Origin of the sequence: Cellulophaga sp. BC115SP, assembly GCF_009905545.1 — a bacterium.
GTDB lineage: Bacteria > Bacteroidota > Bacteroidia > Cytophagales > Spirosomataceae > Flectobacillus > Flectobacillus rivi.
The window spans coordinates 67,874-93,741 of the sequence record NZ_JAAALB010000022.1 but is presented as its reverse complement, the minus strand read 5'-3'; the positions used below and the strand labels follow the sequence as shown (position 1 = coordinate 93,741).

Genomic DNA, 25,868 nt, shown 5'->3' with positions numbered 1-25,868 from the left:
CATAATACTTACCTAAAGTTAAAAAATATCACACTTTTTAAACTTTTAATCCGTACTATTTTTGGGGAAGCTTACAACAAAAAAGTCAAGCCATAGATAAAACTAACACTTTAACTACTCTTAATCCAAGCGAATACCTACATTTATATTCAGTTTTTACTCCCTGATGAACGAGTTCATGTTCTTGACATACTTTTTCTTTGGTTTTGTCTTTGCCTAAACATCCCAATATCGCTATGATTTGAGATTCACTGAATTTACTAGTTTTCATTGCCTTACCATTTTAAGTGTGGTTTCCCGCTGGGATGAAAGTTAAAAAGCTTTCTCTAATTTTAAATGGTTAAAGCAATTGAGAGCAGGATAAAACAACTTCACTTAAACTCTTTATGCAACCTATACTTATGTATAAATGTGAATATCCTTTATGTGTATGTCTAGTTAATATTGTAAATTTGTCTAAGGCTTGTCTTTGTATGGAGTGTTCGACAACAATAAAACGAAGAAATACAGGCCTGTTTTCACTATAAATACTAGCTGAGATAAGCAACTTCATTTATAAATGTTCATTTATTTAGATAATAATGCTACGACCCAAATAGCCCCAGAAGTGTTGGAGGCCATGATGCCATATTTAACTTATAATTTTGCGAATGCTTCAAGTACACATGCTTTTGGCTTAAGAGCAAGCGATGCGGTAAAAAAGGCACGTCAACAAGTTGCAGATTTGGTGAGTTGCGAAACCAATGAAATCATTTTTACCTCAGGAGCAACCGAGGCCATTAATCTGGGAATAAAGGGTGTGACTTTGGCAAATTTTGGCTTCAAAAATCATATTATTACATCACAGACTGAACATAAAGCAGTTCTTGATACTTGCAAGTACTTAGAGTCTATTGGATTTGAAATAACCTATTTACCAGTTGGAGAAGATGGACTTATTTCTATTACAAATTTAGAAAATGCTCTACGACCACAAACTTTGCTTGTGGCAATTATGTGGGTCAATAATGAAACTGGAGTCATCCAACCAATTGACGAAATAGCAGAAATTACACATAATAATGGAAGCTTATTTTTTACAGATGCAACACAAGCCGTTGGGAAAATCTCATTAAATCTGAAGAATATTGACATGCTTTCATTTTCTGCACATAAATTTCATGGGCCAAAAGGGATTGGGGGGCTTTATGTAAAGAAAGGCGTTAAATTTGAATCTCAGATACACGGAGGTGGACATGAGTTTGGGTTAAGAAGTGGTACATCTAACGTGCCAGCAATTGTTGGTTTGGGTGCTGCTTGTGAACTTTCTCAAAATTGTATGATTGAGACCAAAGAAATTGTTGAGCTTCTCAGAGATTATTTGGAATTAGAATTACTGAAAATATCTGGAACTATCCTCAATGGGAACAAAAAAAATCGGCTTTACAATGTTTCAAATCTGTCATTCCCATATATTGATGCCAATGTTTTAATTGGACAACTCAAAAATATTGCAGTTTCCAACGGTTCAGCTTGCACAGCTTCTATTGTGCAGCCATCACATGTACTCAAAGCAATGGGAAATACAGATGAACAAGCAATGGCTGCAATAAGGTTTTCTTTATGTAAGTACAATACCAAAGATGAAATTGATATTACTATTAACGAAATAAAACGAGTTATAAGAAACCAGTTTATGAGTATAACCACGGACTAATTCTATTCCAAAATATTTCAAGAATTCTTTTTGCTCGCTTCTCTACTAATGAATGATTCCATGAACCTGTTTCTGTAAGTGTTACAATTGAGGCTATGTGGTCATTATAGTTTGAATTCATTAATAAATCTATTGTATTTTGCCTCAAATTAATACCTAATGCATTTGCTTTGTCTGATAGTCTTTGAAGCTTTTCGGGGTCTTTTTCGCTTAGGTGCTTAAAATAGATAAATTTCTCTAACCAACCTCGATTACCAAGTGATGAATTGATTTTAGTTGGTAATAAAGTTAAGTTTCCGATTGACTGATATAACTCGCTATCTAGCTCATAAAGAGCATTGTCCCAAATATCTTCGCCATTTTGAGGAGCTATATGTTCTATTGTAGAAAGATCGCTTGAAAACCACTTTTGGAGATTCAAATAATTTGAACAACCTCTTGCACCTATCTTCATTAGACCAACTGTTTCTGTATCAGGAATAGTGTCATGACTACTTATAAATAAAGCTAACCTACAAACAGACTCCGCTTTATTATACTTCATCTCAATGACAGCTTTTGTTACCCATGTTTCTTTAGTTTCTCCTAACTCATTTCTTAAAAACTCTTTTAACTCTTGTATTTGAATGCTCTCAAATGGAGTTACTCTATCTTTAAAGAACTTACGATAAACATTATCAAGACCAGTATTACTTTTTGAACCTCTCCATAACGAATAAAAGGCAGCAATTGTTTTAACGGCTTGTACAAAGTTCTCTACAGCATTTTCTTCTTGATTAATTACAGATTTGTAAAATCTTCCAAGAATAGTAATTGACATTTTATGGTTTGACGAATGTAGGTATTTCAGTAACAAAGATGCTAAATCAGCCTCTGGTGAAGAGCTAATTTTGGGAATTACCTGACTATTTCTTCCATCGTAGTCTATCCAAACTTGCTTATAAAACTCAGCATAATCACCTAAAAAAGCAATAAATTTTGCTTTTTCTTCAAAGGCCTCTTCCTCACCTTGGTTCTGGTCGAAATCTTTGAACTTATCATCCAACCATTTTCGTTGATGACTAAAATGACTCGAAAGTTTAGAACCATTAAAAGCGATAGCAAATGAAGTTAAATAATCATTCGTTAATTTACTTTTTTGTGCAGCACTAATAGAGGCAGAAAATAAATCTTCGACTTTTTGAAAGTTTTTTTGATTAGTAGATTCTTTAAATGCAATCTGCCTTTTCTCGGTTGTCTGAACTACCAAGGGTTTAAATGTTTCGATTGCTGTTAGAGGTGTTCCAGTGGCATTGAGTGATTGGAACATATCAAAAGCCCAATCATCATTACTTGGTTGAATAATAGTAAAACAACATCTGTCAGTCAAATAATGGCAAACGGAAAACAGTTGTACTAACTCACAAAGTATATAGTTGAGGTTTTTTCGATTAAGTGTTTCTTTCTCATTTACTTTTTCTTGAAGATTTGGTCTATCATATAACCAAATATTCTCCTGATTGATATTATTGAGAATGTGCCAAGCGGGGCTAAATTCTTCATTTTGATTGACGTGTGCTTGCCGAATACTTTTATCTAGCCAATTGTCTATTAAACGAATATTCTTTACCAAATTAGCTCCAAGAAATTTTTGATTTGGTTTCTCAAAATTTTTTTTGAAGTGTATAGCATCAATAACAGATGCCAAATAGTTAGCCACTGGCGATAAATAATTTGCATTTATCTCTCCATCCCTTGTCCAACGGTCTTTTTGCCCTCTAATAATTTTAGGTTTCAGTTTGGGGGTTCCTCTGCCAAGGTCTAAACTAAAAACCTTCACTAATCTATCAAACCATGATTGACACGCCTCTTCTATTTCATTTTTTAGAGGCTCGTCTTTAACAATTTTTTGGGAAACTAAAGTAATATGCTTATAAAGTAAAGTAGCAAAAATAGCAATAGTAGAAAGTCTTTGTTGGCCATCTATTAGTTTATCAATTTTTACAGGAAGTGCCTGTGTATCTTGCGGTTGAATATTATTTTTATTCACCTCACCAACCGTAATGATTGTACCTAAGAAGCGTACTTCATTTTCATCTTTTTCATCAACTAATCTTTCAATACCCTTTGAAATATCTTCTAAAAGTTGTTCAATGTTATCGGTGTCCCAGCTATACTCTCGTTGGTAAAGAGGGATATAGAACCCAAGACCTGGTTGTTGGAAAAAATCAAAAACGCTGCGGTTTTCAGTAACGAATGCTTTTTCTATATTTATCATTTATAATTTACATTAATATCGGTAGCATTTTCAAATGTCAGGTTGGTAGGTGTAAGGCTTGTATCCCACTTACTACTTAAAGCATAAAAATAAGGCTTCCAATATCTATCCATAGCCTTTTTAATCAAATCTTTATAGGTATTTTGTGATGTGATTTGTGAGTGTGTCTGTGTGCTGTAAAAGTTTCTAATAATAAAATCACAAGATAATATTAAATCTAATGGAGGATGAATTATTCTTGGAGAAGGTAACAAAAGTAGCTTACCAAAATATTCATTATCATTAATTGCGAGTTTTGTCATATTACTTCCACCAAAATTTAAATGATAAAGTGGATGAAAACAACCCGTTTGATTTCCATTATGTCTATCAATATGCCAACTACAAATAGTTTCTTTTAAATCACTACCAAGACAATATTCACCTTTTATTAAAATAGAAACCCCCATATCGACAATTGGGTCTGTAACCGCATTTATTTTCATTTCTTTCTCAGAAAACTTTATACACAGTTGGACACTAAAATCTTTATCAGAATTTGGTATTTTTTCTATCCCAGAAGGAATTGAGTGCGGTTCAAGGTCTATATTCTGGAAAATTAAAGGTTTAGATACTTCTAAGTTGTACCCTATAACTCCCTTCTTATCAAAGACATCCATTTGTCCTAAGATACTTGGATTCTTAACATTTGACCATTGTTGTAAAAGCATTGACAAAGAACGAAAATCTCTTTTTATTTCATTTACCCTCATTATTGCGTGATTTAGTAAATTTTTTTTTGTAAAAGCTAACTCTTTCCCTTTCTAACGGATGAATTTGGATTGCTCCACCCTCTAAAACTGCCCAAATCGAATAATATTCATCCTCTTGCCAAGGTACATTTTCAAAATCATTTGAAGAATATAATATTCCATCCTCTATTGCTAAAGGTAAATTTGTTTCTTTACAAACTGTCCAAAACTGTTCGCTTTGGGCCATTTCCATGATTTTTGCACTTTTTAAGGACAGACCAAATTTCTCATTTAGCATTGTGATTTTTTCAGATGCCGTAACTGAGCCTAATGAAGTTTCGAAATTATGATGCCAAAAATTTAAAACTTTGGGCATCCACCATCGCTCCCATCCGTTTGAAAAAACACCATTGTACTTGGAATCAATTAAATACTCATCTTTTAAGTGATTCCAACTCTCTTTACTCTCTTTGTCTTGTATATCTATCCCAAGCCTTGAAACAAGTAAATATTCATTTATTAAAAAACAAGGAACGTTTATGATTTTTGTCAGTATGAACCTCGCTATTTCATGAACAGATTTACTTTTTAAGTTATTCATATAGTCCAAAACCCTATAGTCAATATAGTTTAACTCTTCAATCTTAAAAAGATTTTGGACGGACATATCTTCTGCAATAATTTGATACCCTTGGGCTAAATCTACAAACTTTGAGATTATTTCATTCACCTTATCATTAAAATCATCTTTTTTAACAACAAGGTCAAATAAATCATGCCCAGTTACATCCTTTGTATAAAGTTCATCAAATCGACTATCAGCAGAACACAATATTATTGGAAAGTCTTTCTTAAATTTGGTTTCAATTATGGCAGCTCTTAACTGTTGAGCTAACGCTTCTACATTATAATCAGCTTCCTCATTATTCTGGTTTGTTTTTTTTAGTTTCCAATCTAATAATAGACCGTTGAATTCAGCTTGATTATCAATTAAAAATGACACCTGTTCATTCCAAACATGATGTTGAAACGCTTCAATTTCTAGCTTGTCTGGATAAATACTAAGTCCTTTTGCAGTCTCCTGAGTAATGTTAAGTGGGTCATCATCAACATAATAATATTTAACTTTCATATACTTTAAGTTCTTTGGTTGTTATCTCTGGAATTTCAATTCGGATACAAGTCCTATAGTTATCTTCAGGGTTGGCTACATATATTTTACCATGGTAAGACGTAACAATATCCTTAACTATTTTAAGTCCTAATCCTGTGCCAATTATGTAATCATTTCTATTTGTCTCTAAATTTGGTGGTATCGATGTTGTAAAAAAGGCATCAAAAATTCGCTCTTGATTTTTTTCAGGTATACCATCACCATTATCTGAAAATTCTAAATAGATATAACCATTTTCTCGACCACCAACAATTCTAATCTTTCCTTCGTCATTATTGTGAACTCTTTTAATTGCTTTTTTTGAATTAGTATAACAATTATAAAGGATAGAAAACCATTCTGATGGATGCATTGGAACTGTCAATAAATCATATTCATAATATTCCTGAGCTACATCAATCTTTGAATCTAAAAAGTCATTTTTAAAAATATTAAAAAACTCTTTTACAACTCTCCTTAAATCTTGTGGGTATTTCTCTCTATTTACATTTTGTGTAATAGTATTATCAATAAAGGCGGTATAAGTTTTAAATCTATTAAAGTTTTCTTTTAGGTTTAATAACGAGTGTTGTGCCTCAATATTTAATTTTTGGTTAAGTAGGTAGTTTATGCTTCCATTGAAAGAGGGGATGAATTGTCTAATTTCATGAGTAAATTCGGCTATATTTAATCCCACAGTAGCTAAAACTCTAATCATTTCAACCCCTTCTAAACTTAAAATTGCTTCTTCAATAATATCATTTTCGTCAACCTTTTGAACCTTGATAGACCTCAATTTTTCAATAATATTTTTGGTCGAATCTGAATCTGTAATCGTAGTATTAGGTTTTTTACGATTTTGTTTTTCAGATAATCTTGCAGAATTAATTCTTCGAGCTGAAGCTATCAAAGAAGTATTAATAAAATCTGCTAATTGTGAAAATGCGGTATTCTCAATTAATCCTTCTCTACTTGATGTCTCATCAAAGTTTACCCCATCTTTGTCAATAATTTCAACAAACCCAAAGAAATTATTGTTGGAAAATGGCACATATGCACCTTCTTCTGTTTTTATTGCAGTTTTTTCAATATTTGCCCAATCATTACCAATCTCTCCATAGGGTAGAACTCTAAATCCATTCCTGTAAAGTTTAATACCTCCATTATCTTTAACAAAATCTTTAATTCTGTTGTATTCCATTTTAGGAATATAACTTTCATACCATTCATAATTAAGTATGAAGTAATAAACTTTAAAGTGTATTTCATCTAAAAAGTTGTATCCTTTATCTAACACAATTGTATCATTAATATTAAATCTTTTACTTACAACTTCACAGATTCCTCTACCATCTAATACATATCCTTCAATTATTGCAAGTGCATTATCTAATACCATTCTATCAATATTAGCAATTGGAATTTTAAGTCCATGTGTAATTTTGAAGAATGATACATTGAAAGTAGCTACAGTCTGTGTTGTTGGTAAGTTCAACACTAAACTTCTATCAGATAAAAAATCAGGCTGTAGCAAATCAGAAACATACCGATATATCCTTTTAATATTTACCTCACTCCATGAATCTCTTAAGTCTTCAATTACAAGTTTGGTGCCTTGAGAAAAATCTACCTCAATTTCTTGAATGGGATTGAAAATACTACTCAAATCTGTATCTGTTAAGTATTTATTCCAATCTATGGATAGCTTTAGTCCATTATTTGACTCACTTGTTTTCGAAATTATACTTAATCTTGTTCCTAATCTTTGAGTAGCAAACCGACCTATCCCTTTTTTCCCAGCTCGTTGCCTTTTATACCTTGGAGAAATAGGGTTATGGATTTTATCTGATGAAGACAGTCTCATAAAACCATTTATGAGTTGATTCATATCCATACCATTACCATCATCCTGTATAATTAATGTACCTCCTGGCGTATCCGTATCAATAAATTCTACGTTTAAGTTATTTGCATCAGCATCAAATGCATTCTTCACTAACTCAGATACTGCAGTTTCGGCTCTACCCACTAATTCATTACCTAATCTAGTAATTATGCCTGCATCAACACTAAAATTAATGCCCTTATCTAAGATTGTTGATATATTTTTTATTTCTTCCATTAATTCAAATGAAACACGCTGCACAGCCTTCCGATTCTGCTTCGCTTAGTAGGTCAAGCAAAAAAGGAGAGTTGTTTTTCTGTGCATTTCGTTCAGTTCTTTTTATATAATCTTCTTTAATTTGAGTCATTCTCTCAGGTTGAATAAGGTCATTGAGTGTTTCATCCTGATTCCATGTGTAGCCCTCTTTTTCGTATGCCTGTGCCTTGATAAATAGTTCGGGGTGTTGCTCATACAACCAAATCCATTCTATTTTCTGTTGGAAAAAGCAGAAATAGCAACCAGACCTTGAGCGAGCATATTCTCCTTTTTTCCCGTTTACTTCAAATTCTATTTTTTTATAATAGTTAGGAATTCCCACACCATTATCATCTAATAGGTTAAAGATGTCCTGTCTGACCAATACTTCATCGTTATCAATCAAAGGAAAATAATCAACTTTTGATAGCGGGTAATCTGTAGTTTTAAGGTATTTAAACGTTAAATGATTAAAGGTTTTTACATCACAATCTAACAATAGATTTAGCTTTTGGATTAGGTTAAAGCTCATCGAAATTGGCTGAGAAAGTACTTCATAAAACCTATCAGACTTGTTATTCGTAGGTAATTCTGCATACAAACTCAAAATTAATTCTCTATTCGAATTTGAAAGTACTTTAGCTGTCACATCCTCACTCCAAATATTTTTTCTAAATGGAAAAATTGATTGAATGTTAGGCTTTTTTGAAATGTAACCTTCTCGGTCTTCATCTCCACGAATACCCACATATGAAATAACAGGATCGTTACCCACAAAAGATTCAAAAGGATCTAATTTAAGTTTCTTCGTGCACCATCGTGAAATAGAAGAAGGTAAATATCCGCCATACAAGGTTAAAAAGTGGTCGAAAGGCGGTAAATCACTTTTATCTGCTGCTTGTAATTGCAAAATATTTTTACCGAGTAATGAATTTAATTTCTCGATAACCTCATAGGTTTCATCTAATTCTTTACCTGTGTCGCAAGTGTAATATTCAATGTCAATTGTGGGATATTTCTGACTCATATAAATGGCAAGAGCAGAGCTATCCTTTCCTCCCGAAATCCCTAAAACGTGTCTTACCTGTGTCATTTTTGTAAAAGTTCTTTAAGTAAATTGGCTAATACAACAATATTTATAGATTTATCATCAGACATTTGCTCTCGAATATTGTTTTCGATTTTTGTAATGGCTGGTTTCTTGTTTTTGGGTAGTCGTAATAATGTTTTATTTACACCACCGGCATAAGAGCTAATTTCGACCCCTATGGCATCTTCTTTAGACTCATCTATCTCAATATTAGAAATTGCATTTAGATTATCCAAATCTAAAATCATTTGTTTCAGTTTATTGTATAAAATACCTTCATCTTCATCCTTGAATGTATTAAGACTCCGACCAACTAGAAGTTGTGCTATTGAGCTTAACCAGCCAATTTTATCATCTAAAGGAGAGTCTAATCGTTGGATAAATGCCTTTTGATGAGTCATTAATAAAGGTTTTTGCAACTTTTGGTATCTCTTTTGCAGAATTCCTTTATACTCTTCAAAAGCAATATTTTCACCAATAAACTCACTGATTATATACTCTTCAAACCTTTTTATCAATTCATCATAGCTTACACGTAACTCTCTAATAGCACCTTCAAGTGCTGTGATGAACTCTTGCAAACTAACCCTTGATTGTTGTAATGCAACGATAGAGTAACCTAACGCTGTTGGGAAATCTTCAAAAAACGTTTTTTCAGGGTCTTTTGCTTTTACAATAGCATCTCTTACTAAAATTGCTGTATTGCTGACTCTTTTTGTATTTTTGGCATACTCAGGTAAGCGGGTATAAAAGTCTAAAAATGGCTTGATCGTTTCGATAAAGGTTCGGTTGCTTATATTTGCCTCTGTTGATTGTTGCAAGAATGCTCTGTAACTATTAAATAAATCTAATCTTACACCATCCAAATTAAATGCCTTTACTTCATAACGTTCAGGAGAACGAGCAATGAGTTCCAATATATCACCGCTCAATTCGGGCAAGTAGATTCCATCACCAAACAAAGCAGTATCGAAACGCTTAATAAACAAAAAAGTAGGAATCCATAATTCTATTAATCCTCTCTTCAGTTTAAACGGAGGCTTACTGAGTTCTTTAAATAATTCGATAATAGGAAGCCTTGATTGTTTCGATTTATTTAAAAATTGAACACAAAAGTCCCATAGCGGCTTAAAATTGGAATTTTCACTAATATCAGGTCTAAAATTCGGGTCGGTATCATAAAGTTTAATCCCATTTTCCTTTAATAATGAGAGGTATATTGTTTTCTGAGGTGGAAACTTATCTTTCTCATATCCTAAGTCTACATCTTTCCAATTTGTAACTAATTGTTTAAAAAACTCTTTCCGAGCTGTGTGAATTTGTCCAGAAACCTTGTGCTTATTTATTAACTCATTCTTAAATACTGGACAAAGGGGATACTTTGTTTTACAAACAATGGATAAAAGTTTATTAAAGTCTCTTTTATTTGTTACAGTCTGCTCCTTACCGTTAAATACCCATATAACTTCTCCAGTATAAAAGCTATCTAAAATATAGTGATTTAATAAATTTTGGTGATATTTTAGAATATTATTAAGTTCTCTGACAGCAACTTTATCTTCACTATTTTCTAAAATTACCCTCTGTGTTTTTTCGATTTCAAATAGTTGGTCCTTTACTCTGCGAGTATTTTTATAAAATCCATAAATGATTGTATGTTTCTCATTATGAGATATTTTTCGTAAACCCTCTAATGAAAGCTCTTCATCAAAAATGAGATTAATAAACCCATCTATTTCATCTAATGGCTCTTGTGATTTTGGATAATCAGAAATTATAAATTCAAACAATCGAGGAGTTCCCGATTGATAAGATTCCATTTTAGCAATAATGGGTGGTAACGAATAATATTTTTCTAACTGTGTTACAACATCCGTTATTTCAGAAATCTTACTACCTGCTTCATTTATTGCTGTATGAATGTCAAGGTCTGTGCCATCTAATAATACATATCTTCGACTATAAGCCCTTTTGATAATTATTTTTCGATTTACTAAATCGGTAATGATATTATCAACATTGTCAATTCCTAAACAAACTCTTCCATATTCGTTAAGGAAATTATCAGCAATAGATGAACCCTTAGGAGCTATTATGGATAATAAACCTATAACTTTTACTAATTTGGTATATGATTCTACAGTTGTGGCATCGTCAAAAAAACGCTCTATCCTTTCAGTTGATGAACGGATACCACCCCAAGCAGCAATATCTGGGTTATCTTTAGAATTCAGGAAGGAATAATAATTGTTGATTAAATAGTCATAAACATTCGCAATATTATAGTATGGATTAGCATCTGAAGTTTGAAATTGTTTTACTCCAGAATAATCCGTTGATTCTAAGAATGAGAATAGTGAGCGTTCATTTTGTCCGTATTTCTGTAATGAAACTGTAAGGGTATAAGCTGCTACCAAGTCCAACGGATATAACTTAGGGGCTATACCATTTACAAACTCTGCATTAGACCTGAAAATTTTGGTTTGTTCAATGCTACTCTTAATACTTTCAAATGAATTTACTAATGTATTAGGAACACCTGCATTGAGATGCTCTGCTGCTAAAAACAAAAGCTGTTCAATAGGCTCATTGAAGCCTATTTCTCTGAACCTTCCTTTAACTTTTGCCCATTCTTGTTTTTGTTCTTTATTCAGGCTATTTGCATAAGCATCAAAGTTTTGGTGTACGGTCGTAATTAGGCAAATGTTACGAGTTGAGTTATTGACAAATTCAGCTAATTCTTGAATAAAATACAATTCTTTTTCTGGCTCATGTTTAGCTGAATACTCTAAAAATTTACCAAATTCATCAATAAAAATGACCAATAGTGGGTTTTTATCTCCTAAATCATAGTACTGATTATAGATTTCTGATAGAATATGTTTGGTTTTATCTTGATTTATTGTAACTCCAAATTCATCGGCAAAAGCATCAATAATAGACTTATACTCTCCAATTAACTTTACTACTTTAAACTTAGGCTTTTTAACAAGCGTAATATCAAAAAACTTTTGTTTTCCAGTTAAGCTCTGCTCAAATGCCCAAAGTAAAGACGATTTTCCTGTACCATAAGACCCAACAATGTTGAATGCGCGAAGACTATTTTGCTTAAAATCGTTCGTTATTGTATGAATAACCTTTTCTGCATTAGGTGTCGGATGATAGATTAAGTTTCTATCACTATCACGATTAATGTTTACTGAGGTTGTATATTGAGGGTTATTTTGCATATACTGGTTCGTAATATTTTTTTAAGACTTCAAATGGATTTAATCTGTCTTCTTTAAATTGTAATAATTTTATACCTGCTTGGTCACTGAAAACAATTTGTTTGGGATATAAATTTACCATTTCTTCAATTTTTTCAATTATTCCTGTTCTATTTATAGCAAAGATATTTCCTATGCTATTATATTCCTGTTCTATCTTTGAAAAATCAATTGATACATCGTTTCCTGTGCTGATTAAAATTCCATACAATAGTATTTCGGCTGGTATTTGCGACTTTTCTGTATTGTCTATGACAAAATACTCTACATCTCCACGAAAGAAAGTATTCATAATTGTCAATTCTGATAGTACTCCAGAAAAGCTTTCTTCTTTGTCATTGTTTTGGGCGTTTGTCCGATTATATATTTTTGCCATAACATCGAAATCTGCTTTAATCGTTTTATCACTCGGCGTAGAAACTTTTAAAACATCCGATTTACGCTTCACAAACGATACGAAATTATCTTTTGTAAATTCAATTTTTCCCTTTCTGAATTCATTAAACAATAAATCATAGGTTGTGGCAAATCCTTTGGAAACTAAATGAAAATGTAAGAGCCACAAGGTGGCTTCATCTTCTAAAAATGGGTCAAAACCATACGAGTCAGAAAATATTTGATGCGCAATTTGAGTCAAATTATCATCAGTGTCCAATAAATCAAAAGCTTTCATCCAAAAACGAATAGAAGTAACCATATTTTTCCCTACACCAAGCCTTACTACAGCATCTTCGTTGTTAAATGAATTTCCTTCATTTACAAAATCATAGCCTTTTTTTAGCCATAAACTCCTACATTGAAAGGATTCATGTCCCGAAAAAGAAAAACGTTTATTATCGTTATTTATAGCCATTATTATTAAATATCATTTACTTTCCTTTAACAAACCCTGGGATATTTACATTTGCATTTCTTAAAATTCTGTATAGTGTACTTCTTGATTTAATGTTAAATGCTTGCATTATTTCCTCAGTAGTATTTTTTTCGGCGATATAAGCCTCTTTTACAAGTTCCTTTATACTTTCATATCGAGCAGATAAGCCCTTTTGTCTTCCACCAACTCTCCCTCTCGCACGTGCAGAACTTAAACCTGCTTTTGTACGTTCTCGCAAGACGTTTCTTTCATGTTCGGCAAGCACACAAAATATTTGAAAAATTATGTTACCGGAAGAGGATGCGGTATCTATTCCTTCCGAAAGAGATTTTAGGTGAATTCCTTTAGCCTTTAGCTCTTCAACTAGCTTTATGAGTTGCGTTGTTGAACAGCCCAATCTATCTAAACGCCATACTACAACAGTATCTCCACGCTGTGAGAATTGAAGTAATTTATCTAATTCAGGTTTACTTGTCTTTACTCCCGATGCATTATCTATAAAGATTTTATCTATACTATTTTTTTTGAAAGCATCTAATTGCAAATCTAAATTTAGTTCATTCCTTGAAATTCGAGCGTAAGCAATTTCCATATATCGAAAAGTTCTATTTACTGATTATTTTGTAAACTTATCGAACTTTGAAAAAGAAAACAACAAGTAGAACAAAACTTTGTAAATAAAATATTTGAGAAGAGCTTCTCAACTTGATAGTTTTGCATTAAATCTATTTCATATTTTAGTGTCCTGTCCAAAGCAATAATCCACAAAAAAGTTCTTATGATACGAATGATAAAACACTTATGTCAAACTTATCTCAAAGGATTTTAAAGATTCAAATTGTAAAAAAGATGAAACCTCTTCAGAAGCAAATTAGCAAAGATATTTCTCAAGTAGGAGTGAAAAAAGAGCATGCTTTTGCAAGGGTAAAAAGAGTAAGAATCGTCAAGGAAAAAATATGCTTAAGAAGCGATCAAATTCTAGATTGTCTCATGGATATTGCTGTCGGATTACACAATCATAGAGTTACTTTCGAATGAATAAATCGTGATAATGTCTATTGCATTTATTAAAATTTCTATTTAGTATTGTATTCGTAGGTGTAGAATTACTCTAATAGAGCCTATAAACAGCCATTTCACTACTTAGAAGTTAGTGACTACTCAATAATTTACAATGCAATACTCGCTTTTATTCAATTTTACCCTTAATATTAGCTTCGCCAATTAGCTATTGATAAAACTATGACCATTAGTAAAATATTCACTCCGCATTATGCCGATGCTTTTGTTTTACATCCACTTCCTCAAAGCTAAAGCTCTCCAGTACTTCTCCACAAATCGACTACCTAAAAACCGTTTATCAAATCTAAACCAGATAATTAGCCCTATTTGTAATCCTAAAAAGAGCGTGCCTGTCATCTTTGAGCATTCTAAATTTAGTAGTATCATTAGGTATAGAATCACATTTTGACACAGATATAAACTCAAGGTACATTTGCCTATTTCTGCTAAAAAATTGCCCAACTTAGGGAGTTTGGTCATAACTTGTACAAGCCCTAACATATACCAAATTGAGAAAAAGAGAATATGAAATAAATATCCATAATTCCCTAGTTTATTGGTTGTATTCATAAACCAAATACCTATCATTAAAACATCAAGAAACAAATACAATTGGAAGTTTTTACGCATACTTGAGCATACCCAAAATACTAATCTCTCAATACCTTGCTGGCTGGCCATATAACCTAACATTACTAACCAGAACATTTCTAAGTGATAGCATATCAAAAAGTATTTTGATTGTGTATATAATTGCAGATTGTAGGTAATGGGAGCTAACCATCCTTTGACTTTTAGGATTTGTGCAAAGTTTCCTGCCTTAGCCATGTCAAAGCCTATCCAATACAGGCTCAATAATACAAGGGCAGATACGATTACTAAACTCCACTGAGGATATTTTTTGATAGGATTTTCTAGAAAATACAGCAATAGACCTATCATAGCATAGTCCTTGAGTATATCGCCGTAAAACAAAAAACTGTTTATAAACCCCAACAGGAAAAGTAATAACATTCTTTTCAAAAAGCCCTTACTGCCTTCTTCACTTTGGAGTAAAAGTCCAAAACTATAGCCGAAGATACCACACAAACAAAACCATCCTTTGTCATTAATCAATAACAATATCCCTGCAATATAGACATTGGGACATAGTGCTTGAAGAATACTCAGAGTATTGAATATCCCAATCCAAAGAATAAAATACCCACGTAAGCCATCAAGCACCTGTAATCTTACTTTTGTTTCTTTTTCCATGCTTGATAATCTTTGAGTATTTGCACTAAATCTGATTTTGTTAATGCCTTTGCTTCCTCCTTGGTTTTCTTTAAGGGGGCTTTATTGCCTTTCTTATCTTCAATATACAAACCATAAGGTCCTTCCTTCAACGTCAATTCACCCATGGAAAGCGTAAATCTGTTTTCTAATGCTTTTACACACTCTTGTATATACGCTTGAGCTTCCAACTCATTTGGATCATTTTCACCAAGGTATTTATAAAACTGTCCTTGGTAGAGAAGATAAGCTCCTTTGTCATTTTTTCCATATTGGATAGCATGCCCTTGCCAGATACCGACCTCCATCGTTTTGCGTTCAACCACGTCTGCTAGGGCACCGCTAGCAAACAAACACTGTTGGTGAGTACTGTCAAAATCTTTCATGATTTCTTGATAGGAATACTTTCCCTGAGTAATCGTATCCAATCTCTCTTCCATCTCAGCCGTGAAGCGATAGTTAACCATCGGACTAAAATGCTCATTGAGAAAATCTATTATGGCCAGTCCTTGCTCGCTTGGCACTAATTTATCTTTGTCTCCTCCAATAGATTGTTTCTCTTGCTGTATGCTAATCTTCTGTTCATGAGTCAAAAGAATCACGTCGATTTCTCGAAGGGTAGGAGCTATCGTTTTAACAACTGCATACTGCTTATGTTCTATGATTTGATTAAGAATAGTCGCATAAGTCGAAGGGCGACCTATGCCCAACTTTTCTAATTCACTCACCAAGCCTGCTTCATCGTATCGTTTGGGAGGATTACTATAAGTTCCCTTGGCTATTATGTCATATAAAAGCAGTTTTTCTCCTTCAGCTACGAGCATGGCTTCTTGTGAGACATTTTCATCCTCGTTATCTTCTTCTGTTTTAGACTCCGTGTAAATCGTTAGGAAACCTGATTCAACCAAGCGCTTTCGTTGTTGTTTAAAAAAGAGATTGCTTGTGGTATCTCTTATCAAAATCGTTTCTTGAGCATAGATAGCAGGTATCATCTGGGAAGCTATCGCTCGACGATAAATCAAACTGTAGAGATCTTGTTGTTCTTTACCTTCTCCTGCAGTTGACAAATCAAAATTGGTCGGACGAATTGCTTCGTGAGCTTCTTGTGCATTGTCTTTAGATTGATAGATAGTTTTGGCAAACAATGCCTCTTGACCCTCTGCCTTTAACTTTGCTTCAATAGCCTTGAGCGCTTCTTCACTTAAATTGGGACTATCTGTTCGCATATAACTAATCAAACCTTGCTCGAAAAGTTGTTGAGCAATATCCATTACCTTTTTAGCTCCCCACTTAAACTTTTTAATAGCATCTTGCTGTAAAGTAGAGGTAATAAAAGCAGGACTAGGACGTCGTTGGACTTCCTGCTTTTCTACTTTTTCTACCTGAAATTCATGTTGATGAGCTCCATCTAAATAAAGTAGTAAGGTCTCTCGTTCAAATGCGTCACCCATATAATTGGCTGTCAATCGTAGTGGACTTAACTGAGCGTGATTCACTGAGGTAAAAAAGCTTGCCTTGAGCTTATAAGACGATTTTGGTTCAAAGGCAGCAATCGCTCGTTCACGTTCTACGACCAATTTTAGGGCAGGGGATTGTACTCTCCCTGCCGAGTAAGACGAAGCATTTACTTTCTTCAATTTTCGATTGAGCACTTGAGAAACCTCAAAACCTGCCAATCTATCAATTCCACGTCGAGCCTCTTGGGCTTTAACCAAGGCAAGGTTAATCACTCTTGGACTTTGCAAAGCTTGAAGTATAGCCTTGGAGGTTAGCTCATGAAATTCGATTCGACATACACTTTTCAAATCTAATCCTAACACTTTTGCCAAATGGTAAGCAATGGCTTCGCCTTCTCGGTCTGGATCTGAGGCAATAAGCACTTGATCTCTACCTACTTTCTTGGTTTCTGCTACTAATGAGGCTATTACTTGTTTTTTACTATCCTCCATTTCATATTCCAATTGATAACCCTCGTTTCGCAACACGCCGAGCGATTTTAAAGGCAGTCTTCGAATATGTCCTATTGAGGCCATTACTTTATAGGTTTCACCAACCAAGGATTGTATTTTCTTAATTTTATTAGGACTCTCAACGATAATTAGTTTCTTGTGATTCATAACTCTTGATTTGTTTACAAATTTCCTACAGAATGAATTTTCTTATTGGATTCAGGTTCTAGCATATTCTTCTGCTCAACACTCATTGAGCGTTGATAAAAAGCTGGTGTTTCTATGGTTGATTGCTCTTTAAATGACTCTATTTTGGCAGCAGAACTATCCATTACCAAACTTCTTTTGCTGGCATCAACTCGTATCACCGCATCAAAACAAGGTTCATGCTCACTGTTTTGTAAGCCTTCTAACAAGACTTCCTGACCATTTCTAAGACTAGTTTTGAGCTCTTCTGTGAGCGCTAAGCCATAGAATTGCTCTGGTAGTTTTAATTGGTTGATGGCAAGCATAAATACTTTGTTGAGCTCTGGGTCAACGGCTACATAGTGTGGCTTTACAATACCACCACTTTTATCTTGAAGATACACGATTTTAGTAAGTGGTAAATAAGCTTGGAGTTGAGCACTTTCTTCTTCTGTCAATTGCTCTTTAAGTCTATCAGGAATATGTACTTCAGGCTGTTTGATATGAAGTTCCAAGTTTAATGCGCCAGTACTTAGATTCCGTGAAATGAGTTGTACTTTGGCTTCTTTGCTGAGGTCAGGGAAATTCATTTGTTCTATTACTTTTTCTTGTAGCTCCGTTTTATAGGAAGGCTGGTTTGCCCATTCTCTATACAAGTCCAAATTTGAAGCTCGAACTTGTTGCATAACCTCGGTCATGATTTGAGTTAAAGCCAATGCCCGATTTTGAATATCAGCATTGTGAAATACTTTTACTTCAAAGCCCTCATGTGCTAAGACTTTTTGGATATAGGCATGTTCTTGATCAGTCATATTAGATTTGGGAGCGATAAGCAATCTTGACAATTTTCCTCGCATCAAATCCTGAAGCTCATCAGAGGAAAAACTGACTTGAAATCCTTCTTTACCCAGAAAACTTTGTAGTTGTTCTTGAAAAAAGAGTTGATTCTTTTTTTCTGGAAGGTGTTTTAGGAGATCGAGGGTGTCATCGAGTTGTTTCTTTACAAACTTTTCAGCGTAGGCTTTTGGATAAATCTGATAGTCATATTTCCCTTCATGATTAATCGTCTTACATTCTTGATAAGTCAAAGAGGGTAAGTTCAACAGACGATAATCTTGTGATTTAGTAGGGGGTAATACCAATACATAATCATCCGAAATAGACATAAAACTCTTTGATTGACCATTTTTAGGTATATCAATAAAGAGGCGTTGAGATGGTGAAGCATCTTGTATAAACTTGTATGCTTTCGGCAATGACTCAAAGCCTGTTTCAAACCAGTTAATCCGAAGGTCTGAAGCCGTCAATGCCTGCATAGATGCCATGACACCCTTTTGCGTAAGTCCTGTAAGTTTTTCTAAAGCAGTTTGATGTGCCTTCATACACTCATCATCGATAGACCAAAAATATAGCAACTCAGATAGCAGCACATCTTCATTTTTGTCGGCAATGGAAGAACTTGCAGAGGTACCTAAACTCTCATTAGGTGCTATGGCTAAGGTATTTCCTAATTCTTTTGTGTCAGAAATTGGCTCACTATGAAGTCTAGCAAGTACTTCCTTGAGCTTGTCTTTTGCTTCTTGAAGCTCCTCATGTTTGTTCCAAGTACGAGTAGACAGCTCTTGATAGTCGGCTATCTTTTCTTTATTGCGTTCTAGGACGGCCTGTTGAGTCTGAAGGAGTTGCTCAAAGCTCAGCATTGTTTTCTCCATCGAATTGACCATCACACCAGGAATACTGGAGTAATTGAATTGATAGTTTGTCTCTGATGGACCTGTCAACCACAAGCGAATTTCTACGCCTTTGGTGAATAACCCTTCATGCTTTTGTGCTTGTAGGGTCAATCCATACACTTGGGCAATATTCACAACCTCATTAGGCTGTTTCAAGTACAAACCATCATGAATCATTTGATGTAACACCTCTCCATATTCTTTTCGACTCTCAATAGGCGCACCATTCAAGGATAAACCTTCAAACACCACTCGATGAGTGTTTAGAATTGGATCCTCTCGCTTTTGGAGGTGCTCTTGAGCATACAAGACATCCTGAAAAGTTTTTTCGATATTTTTCTCATTTTCAGGTAATAGTGACGCTATTTTCTTGGCTTTTTCAACAGCATCAAACACCTCAGCTTCAAATGATTTTTTCGACTTCTCTAATTTATTTATCAAAGTCTCCAACCTTATTTTTTCCAGAATATCAGTATTACCCGATAAATTAGCCAATATCTCGCCATAGCTTTGTCCGCCTTCACTATCTCCATCTATCTCTCGAATAACTCTCAAAGCAGGATCTATCGAATCATTTTTAATCTGTCTGATTAAAAAGTCTTTGGTATGCAGTAATTGATATTTGAAGGTATCTAGGCTTAATTCAGAGCAATAGGTATAAATGGGTAGTTCATTGTTATAGAATTCCTTGGCAATTCTGTTCCCTTGTCTTATTCCTCTACCATTGCGCTGTTCCATATCACTAGGTCGCCACGGGGCGTCTATATGGTGCAAGGCCACAATGCGCTCTTGTACGTTGACACCTGTCCCTAGCTTTTGGGTAGAACCCAATACTACTCGAATTTCACCCTCATTGACTTTTTTGAAAAGCTCATCTTTTTTGTTTGCCGTCGCATAGTCATGGATAAACACTACTTCATTTTCAGGAATACCTTTTTCTACTAAGCGAAATTTAATTTCTTGATAAAGATTAAAACCTTCACTACTGTTTCTAGCTAGCTCGATATGTTCATCTATTTGTGAATCATCCAATAGCAATTCATCTTTTAACCTTTGACGCAACTGGGCTGGGCTTACATTATTTCCCGTAAATAGGCTTCTCATGGTTTCTACATCGAGTCCTACTTCATCTTGAAAATAATCTTGCATGAGACTTGCAAAACTCTCTTTACTTTTAGGAGTTCCTGTATCAGAAAATATCAACTGAGTCCCTTTATGGTTTGTGGATTCCTGATATTTCTCAAAAACGGTTTGTGTCAAAGTACCTACTTTTCCTTGAGGGTCATACGCTGCATTGGGGTCTATCAAACGCATATCAATGGACATTTTATTGGCTAAATTGGTCGCCAATAACATATATGCGTTTTCTTGCCCTTCTGAAAGTTTACCTAATCCTAGTACATTTCCATCTTTGGTCTTCGCAAATTCTATGATTCGCTGCCCAAAATCCTTTTGAACTTCATTCATTGACAAGGTCTTCACTTGGTATCCCTTACCAAGCATTTGAGGCTTATCTAGGACTAAATTATCATCATTGCGAATATCCGCAATCTCCGTGTAGAGAATCGCCAATTCTGGAACATTGATAAATTCTGAAAAACGAGTTTTAGGCTTGAATTCTCCTGTAATAGAAAACTCAATATCGGTTTTAGGAATGGCAAAATTGGTTGCCCATTGATCAAAAGTATCAAAACCCAAAGCCTTCATTTTATTGGGGCGTAGGTATTTGAATAGTAGATACATTTCAACCAAAGAGTTGGAAATAGGTGTCCCAGATAAGAAGGTAGTTCCTTTATCTCCTCCAAATTTATCTTGTAGCGAACGAATAGCCACCAAGAGGTTAAAGGCTCGTTTAGAACCCTCTTGTTTGGACATCCCCGCTACATTCCGAATCTTTGAGGTATAAGCTAAGTTCTTAAATTGCTGGGATTCATCTACCATCAAGTGGTCAATCCCCATTTGTTGAAAGGTCAGGGTATTATCTTTCGCTCTATCCAGTAAGCGTTCTAATCTTGCTTCAACTTTTTTGATTTGACTCATCACTCTGCCAATGAGACGTTTGCGCTCTCGATAATCCAAACCAGCATCTAATTCTATCTCATCGATTTGTCCTCGTAATTCTTCAATTTCACTTTGACTTAATTGCTCTTCATACACATTTGATTGAGGAATGGTATTGAAATTATCATGGGTCATGATTACGCAGTCCCAATCATTGATGGCTATTTTAGAAAACAATGCCAATCGGTTTTCTTTCTTAAAATCATTTTCACTTGGTGCTAAGATATTAGCTAAGGGGTATGCCTGTCGATAAGCTTCTACAATTTGAGGAACTGTTGACTTCAGGGCGATAATCATCGGTTTTTTGACAATCCCTAATTGCTTCATTTTCATAGTTCCACCCACCATAATGAAGGTTTTTCCACCTCCTACGATATGGTCTACAATACCACCATTATTTTGTAACAAGCGCCATATTGCATCTTTTTGATGGTCGTAAAAGTTGATGCCATTCAGCCCTTCAAAGTTCAAATGACTACCATCGTATTTTCTAAGCACAGTGGTATTAAATAGGTCATTGTAAATCTGACCCAATCGCTCCCTGCGTTCAGCGCTTTTCCAAATCCATTTTCCAAACTTCTCCTTCACGGAGGCTATCTTTTCAGCCGCTAGCGCAGTTTCTTCTTTATTGACTACGTATCTATCTGGGTTACTTGACACCTTATCTCTAATGACTGGTGCCTCCATTCTAAAAGCATATTCGATGATTTCGGTATCTTTCAAACGACTTGTAGAAAATACCCCTTTCGTGAGCGTATTAAAATGCTGACCCAATACGCTATAATCATCCATCGCTTTGTTGTAATGGATTGATACCAGATTTTTAGGAATCTGGAGTAATTCTCGGATAAACTCATTGTAGTCAGAAGTGGGTATCCATCGAGCGCCCAGACTTACTTCTATCAAATTAGAAGGAATATCTTTGGGTAGTACTTGCTCTAAAGACTCCAGTTGAGTTTGATATTCTGTATTTCCTTGAGCGATAACCTCTTGAATAAATCGGTGTTTTGCTTTAACATCTCCTGATAAATATTCATCTCGATGCACGTATTTATCTTGCTGTAAGTCATAAAAAATAAGTCCTTGACTTTCTGAGAGTATTTCAGGAGTACTTTTATTAGTCAGTTTCTCAATGTAAGCCAAGTCAATATAATTGCGTTCATACAAAGACAAGGTAATAGCATCATTGATATCCGATACTTGATTAACCTGATTTTGGGGAGCAATAGTCGCTTGGTGTAAAATGGTTGCCTCTCTACCTTTGTGGTCTTGCAAGCTCATGACATTATAGTAGTCCTCATCCAATCGAGCAATCTTCTTGAGAGAGACCTCATAATTACCATACTTTTCTATGAAGCTTCGGTGTAATTCTCGTGTTTGTGTGCGTAAATCATCCAGTACTGGAATGGCTAATCCATTATATTCCCCTTCAATCAAATCCATTAAACTATCTTTTATCGCTAAATAGGCTTCAATTTTTTCAATAGGTTCAGTCGCATGGATTTCAATTATATTCTCTTCATGATCCTTTTTATAGAGAACACCATCATCTACGCCAATGGACCCATTTTTTACCTTGGCAAAAATATCATCCAGATGCGTGATTTCTACCCAAGATTCCTCCAAGGTTTCGTTTTGTGAAAGCTCCACTAATTTGCCTTCGCTAATGGACTTTTGTAAGGTATTTTGAATTAGCTTAGACAAGACTTCTCCATCCAATTCCCCTAGTACTTTGTAGTCATTTTGGTCATACATGCCTCCCAACTTAATAGCTCCCAATACCTGTTCTGGGTGTTGTAAGAAATACTCGTTAATATCATAAAAAGCAGGAGTACCGTCTTGGGCTTGAGTTTCTATGCGTTTGGTTTGACTAATTACTGGATTGATTTCTTCACTGAGTTTAAGAGCAGTTCTTTGGATGAAAAGGATATCAGCATTGACTTGTGTGTTAGCGTTCTCAAAAGTTTTGTGTGGTAAACGGACAGCACCCAAAAAAGTCCCATTGCGTTCGATAAACTCTCGAATGGGTTGATTGCCTGGAGAATCCAAAAGCCGTTTCGAAACCACTAAGGCAACAATAGCGCCCTCTTTGGCAACTAACAGGGATTTAGCCACAAAGTAATTATGGATTCTTTGCTGAAATACCGACAACTCACCTTTAAAGCCTCGGTCATATACCCTTGTATCCCCAAAAGGAATATTAGACACCACAAGATCATAATTTCTGTAGGGTATTTTGGCACCTTGAAAAGGTCGATTAAAGACTTCAGTATCTTGATAAAGTTGTTGATTGATATGTGCAGAAATGGGGTCGATTTCCACTTGCGTAATCACAGAATTTTCACGCATCTCTTTTGGCATAAAACCAATAAAATTGCCGATACCTGCGGAAGGTTCTAATATTTCCCCTCCTGTAAAACCCAAGGTTTTCAATCCGTCATAGACACCCTTTATGACAGTTTCACTTGTATAAAAAGCATCTAATATGGTAGATTGTACAGATAGAAGAAGTCCGTGAAAGCCTTTGCCCTCCAACTGTTTAATCACATCATGGATAGCTCTTATGGATTCTCGATATTGTTTGTTACTTTCTCCCCAGTTGGCATCAATTGCTGGATTTAATAGAATGTCTTTTAAGCCTCCAAAACCCACATATTCACTTAGGATTTTCTTCTCAGCTTCGTTGGCTTGACGCACATCACTGAATAAATCATTCAATAAGGTTAACGCCTTCAAATTTCCTTGAAGGCGTTGAAAGGTGTTAAATTTGGCAGAGTGAACTCCCTCTAAATAAAAACGTTCATCTGACTTAGGAATAGCATCTTCAGGTATTGCTACTTCTAATGGCTCGGCATAAGAAGTGACCAGTTCGTCTCGATGGCTAGCTTCTCGTCTATCCCAGTTTGACTCAATTTCTCTACTGCTTCCATGAAGGTCTGTACTCGCTGGTTCAGATAAATCTCCAACTGGTTCTGGAGTACTAACTGGTTGTAAAAACTCTGTTGGTGCTGTTGTAGGTATTGCTCCAACACGATTTCGTAATGTAGTTTCGGCATCATCGTTTTCTTGTTTTTTATAAGTGTTATACCAATTTTTAAACTTTTCAAGACGTACATCCTTTGAGTCTTCTTGCGCTATACCAAACAATTTTTGCATGAGCTTTCGACCAGTAGGACTTTTTAGTCCTTGGCTTTCAGCAATTGATTTTAGAAAAATGGTAGCATCTTCTGATTGACTTACTAGGTCAAATATCTCGCCAAACAATGTTTTAAGCTCGACTTCTAAAAAAGCTCTACGAACTTCATCCACATACTGCTTTAAATCATCTTTAATGAGTGAAGCTATTCGCCAATTGGCAGATGAAACATAGTCTCCTTGACTATCAAGCAAGTTATACCATTCATTTTGGTCTTTGTCCGCTATCTTGCCTAAATAAACCCTTGTAATAGGTTCATCTTCTGGCGTTTCTATCGATAAGACTTGTATCTCTAATGAATGATAGATAGCTTTTTTGCCATCATTAATCGACTCCATGAGAGACACAAACTTTTCAACCACTACAGGTGGATGTTTTGCCAATAAAGCCTCAATAGTAAGAGGGGCTTCTTGATTAAAAAGCCTCTCTGTGACTAAAGCTCCTGCAAGAGGCTTCTCGTCTGGAGTTCCACCCAAACTGCTTTCTCCTGCTTTTGAAGTTCCTTGAAGCTGTTCTCCAACTCCAAACAAGGATTGTTGGCTAACTGTTGGGTCTTGATGGTCTTTTTCAGCGTCGCCATCTGAGCTCGAACCTCCTGAAGGGTGTTCTGTAATTGCTGAGTCTGAATCTCCCATACTCTCTCTTGAAGATTGAGTTCCAGTAATGGGAAGACCTTCTGGATTAGATTTCTCTCGGTTGTTTGCATGGGTTTCTGCTAGTTTTAGTCGATTGAGTACTTGTAAATTTGTATTCGAAATCAATAACATTGATTCATGAAGTTCATGAGTAGTAGCGCTCAGAGCAAGACTCTCTATAGGCTTTCGTGTAAGGTTCTCCTTTACCTGATCTATCAAAAGAGGTAATTTCCCTTCTGAAAAGAGTAAATTAATGAATATCAAACTCTCATTTGTTCGACTGTTAAAAACAGTTAACTTCTCAAATGATTCATTAATCTTTTCCAAAGCATCATCTTTGGATTTTAACCGTAAACTATGGATATAATCTAGACCACGACGAATTGGATAAATAATTTGATAGGCTGAGTTATCTAATGCTCCACTTAAACTCAGCGCTGAATAAGCCTCTATAAATCCTTCTATGTTATCCTGTATCACTTTATGGGACTGGATAACTTTTCGTTGTGATTCACTAAAATATATTTGAAGCAATTTTAAGTTTTTCTCGTTCATCTTATCATG

Annotated in this window: 13 protein-coding genes; 2 read left to right on the top strand and 11 right to left on the bottom strand. The window is 34.8% G+C overall.

Annotated features, from left to right (window positions below):
• The first annotated feature begins 559 nt into the window (after window positions 1-559).
• Window positions 560-1,696 (top strand): cysteine desulfurase family protein, encoded by a 1,137-nt coding sequence (locus tag GVN22_RS16555; RefSeq protein ID WP_166552125.1) that lies wholly within the window; start codon window positions 560-562, stop codon window positions 1,694-1,696.
• Here GVN22_RS16555 and GVN22_RS16550 read toward each other — a convergent pair.
• The 8 genes from GVN22_RS16550 to GVN22_RS16515 are packed head-to-tail and all read right to left on the bottom strand — an operon-like array spanning window position 1,674 to window position 13,802.
• On the bottom strand, window positions 1,674-3,953 hold the full coding sequence (locus GVN22_RS16550) for a DUF262 domain-containing HNH endonuclease family protein (RefSeq protein ID WP_166552124.1): 2,280 nt from the start codon (window positions 3,951-3,953) through the stop codon (window positions 1,674-1,676). The two genes, GVN22_RS16555 and GVN22_RS16550, sit on opposite strands and share 23 nt — an antisense overlap.
• Window positions 3,950-4,705, bottom strand: a complete 756-nt coding sequence (locus tag GVN22_RS16545) for a hypothetical protein (protein WP_166552123.1) — start codon at window positions 4,703-4,705, stop codon at window positions 3,950-3,952. The genes GVN22_RS16550 and GVN22_RS16545 overlap by 4 nt, the downstream gene beginning before the upstream one ends.
• Window positions 4,692-5,816: a hypothetical protein gene (locus GVN22_RS16540; RefSeq protein ID WP_166552122.1), complete on the bottom strand. Its 1,125-nt coding sequence runs from the start codon at window positions 5,814-5,816 to the stop codon at window positions 4,692-4,694. Before GVN22_RS16540 ends, GVN22_RS16545 begins: the two co-directional genes overlap by 14 nt.
• The gene (locus tag GVN22_RS16535) at window positions 5,806-7,959 is read right to left on the bottom strand and encodes an ATP-binding protein (protein ID WP_166552121.1); all 2,154 of its coding nucleotides are present in this window, start codon (window positions 7,957-7,959) and stop codon (window positions 5,806-5,808) included. Before GVN22_RS16535 ends, GVN22_RS16540 begins: the two co-directional genes overlap by 11 nt.
• A 4-nt stretch (window positions 7,960-7,963) precedes the next feature.
• Window positions 7,964-9,070 (bottom strand): phosphoadenosine phosphosulfate reductase family protein, encoded by a 1,107-nt coding sequence (locus GVN22_RS16530; protein WP_166552120.1) that lies wholly within the window; start codon window positions 9,068-9,070, stop codon window positions 7,964-7,966.
• Window positions 9,067-12,297, bottom strand: coding sequence for a hypothetical protein (locus GVN22_RS16525; RefSeq protein WP_166552119.1), 3,231 nt, complete (start codon window positions 12,295-12,297; stop codon window positions 9,067-9,069). Before GVN22_RS16525 ends, GVN22_RS16530 begins: the two co-directional genes overlap by 4 nt.
• Window positions 12,287-13,189, bottom strand: a complete 903-nt coding sequence (locus GVN22_RS16520) for a DUF4007 family protein (protein WP_166552118.1) — start codon at window positions 13,187-13,189, stop codon at window positions 12,287-12,289. Before GVN22_RS16520 ends, GVN22_RS16525 begins: the two co-directional genes overlap by 11 nt.
• A gap of 16 nt (window positions 13,190-13,205) precedes the next feature.
• Window positions 13,206-13,802, bottom strand: coding sequence for a recombinase family protein (locus GVN22_RS16515; protein WP_166552117.1), 597 nt, complete (start codon window positions 13,800-13,802; stop codon window positions 13,206-13,208).
• Between the two features lie 209 nt (window positions 13,803-14,011).
• Here GVN22_RS16515 and GVN22_RS16510 point away from each other — a divergent pair, with 209 nt between their 5' ends.
• Window positions 14,012-14,248 carry a hypothetical protein gene (locus tag GVN22_RS16510; RefSeq protein WP_166552116.1) on the top strand — a complete coding sequence of 79 codons (237 nt, stop codon included), beginning with the start codon at window positions 14,012-14,014 and terminating at the stop codon, window positions 14,246-14,248.
• Window positions 14,249-14,500: 252 nt separating this feature from the next.
• On the opposite strand, the gene GVN22_RS16505 is transcribed toward GVN22_RS16510, so the two are convergent.
• From GVN22_RS16505 to GVN22_RS16495, 3 genes are read right to left on the bottom strand one after another with little or no spacing between them, the layout of a single operon-like run.
• A complete protein-coding gene (locus GVN22_RS16505) occupies window positions 14,501-15,526 on the bottom strand; it encodes a hypothetical protein (protein ID WP_166552115.1) in 1,026 nt (341 codons plus the stop codon).
• Window positions 15,505-17,661, bottom strand: coding sequence for a type I DNA topoisomerase (topA, locus tag GVN22_RS16500; RefSeq protein WP_166552114.1), 2,157 nt, complete (start codon window positions 17,659-17,661; stop codon window positions 15,505-15,507). Before topA ends, GVN22_RS16505 begins: the two co-directional genes overlap by 22 nt.
• A 14-nt stretch (window positions 17,662-17,675) precedes the next feature.
• Complete coding sequence (locus GVN22_RS16495; protein WP_166552113.1) at window positions 17,676-25,859, bottom strand: helicase-related protein; 8,184 nt, start codon at window positions 25,857-25,859, stop codon at window positions 17,676-17,678.
• Window positions 25,860-25,868 lie beyond the last annotated feature (9 nt).

What these genes read in the sequence shown, in the direction of transcription:
- GVN22_RS16555 (WP_166552125.1), top strand. Translation starts at nt 560, where the DNA reads ATGTTCATTTATTTAGATAATAATGCTACGACCCAAATAGCCCCAGAA.
- GVN22_RS16530 (WP_166552120.1), bottom strand. Translation starts at nt 9,070, where the DNA reads ATGACACAGGTAAGACACGTTTTAGGGATTTCGGGAGGAAAGGATAGC.
- topA (WP_166552114.1), bottom strand. Translation starts at nt 17,661, where the DNA reads ATGAATCACAAGAAACTAATTATCGTTGAGAGTCCTAATAAAATTAAG.
- GVN22_RS16515 (WP_166552117.1), bottom strand. Translation starts at nt 13,802, where the DNA reads ATGGAAATTGCTTACGCTCGAATTTCAAGGAATGAACTAAATTTAGAT.
- GVN22_RS16535 (WP_166552121.1), bottom strand. Translation starts at nt 7,959, where the DNA reads ATGGAAGAAATAAAAAATATATCAACAATCTTAGATAAGGGCATTAAT.
- GVN22_RS16550 (WP_166552124.1), bottom strand. Translation starts at nt 3,953, where the DNA reads ATGATAAATATAGAAAAAGCATTCGTTACTGAAAACCGCAGCGTTTTT.
- GVN22_RS16540 (WP_166552122.1), bottom strand. Translation starts at nt 5,816, where the DNA reads ATGAAAGTTAAATATTATTATGTTGATGATGACCCACTTAACATTACT.
- GVN22_RS16510 (WP_166552116.1), top strand. Translation starts at nt 14,012, where the DNA reads ATGTCAAACTTATCTCAAAGGATTTTAAAGATTCAAATTGTAAAAAAG.
- GVN22_RS16505 (WP_166552115.1), bottom strand. Translation starts at nt 15,526, where the DNA reads ATGGAAAAAGAAACAAAAGTAAGATTACAGGTGCTTGATGGCTTACGT.
- GVN22_RS16525 (WP_166552119.1), bottom strand. Translation starts at nt 12,297, where the DNA reads ATGCAAAATAACCCTCAATATACAACCTCAGTAAACATTAATCGTGAT.
- GVN22_RS16545 (WP_166552123.1), bottom strand. Translation starts at nt 4,705, where the DNA reads ATGAGGGTAAATGAAATAAAAAGAGATTTTCGTTCTTTGTCAATGCTT.
- GVN22_RS16495 (WP_166552113.1), bottom strand. Translation starts at nt 25,859, where the DNA reads ATGAACGAGAAAAACTTAAAATTGCTTCAAATATATTTTAGTGAATCA.
- GVN22_RS16520 (WP_166552118.1), bottom strand. Translation starts at nt 13,189, where the DNA reads ATGGCTATAAATAACGATAATAAACGTTTTTCTTTTTCGGGACATGAA.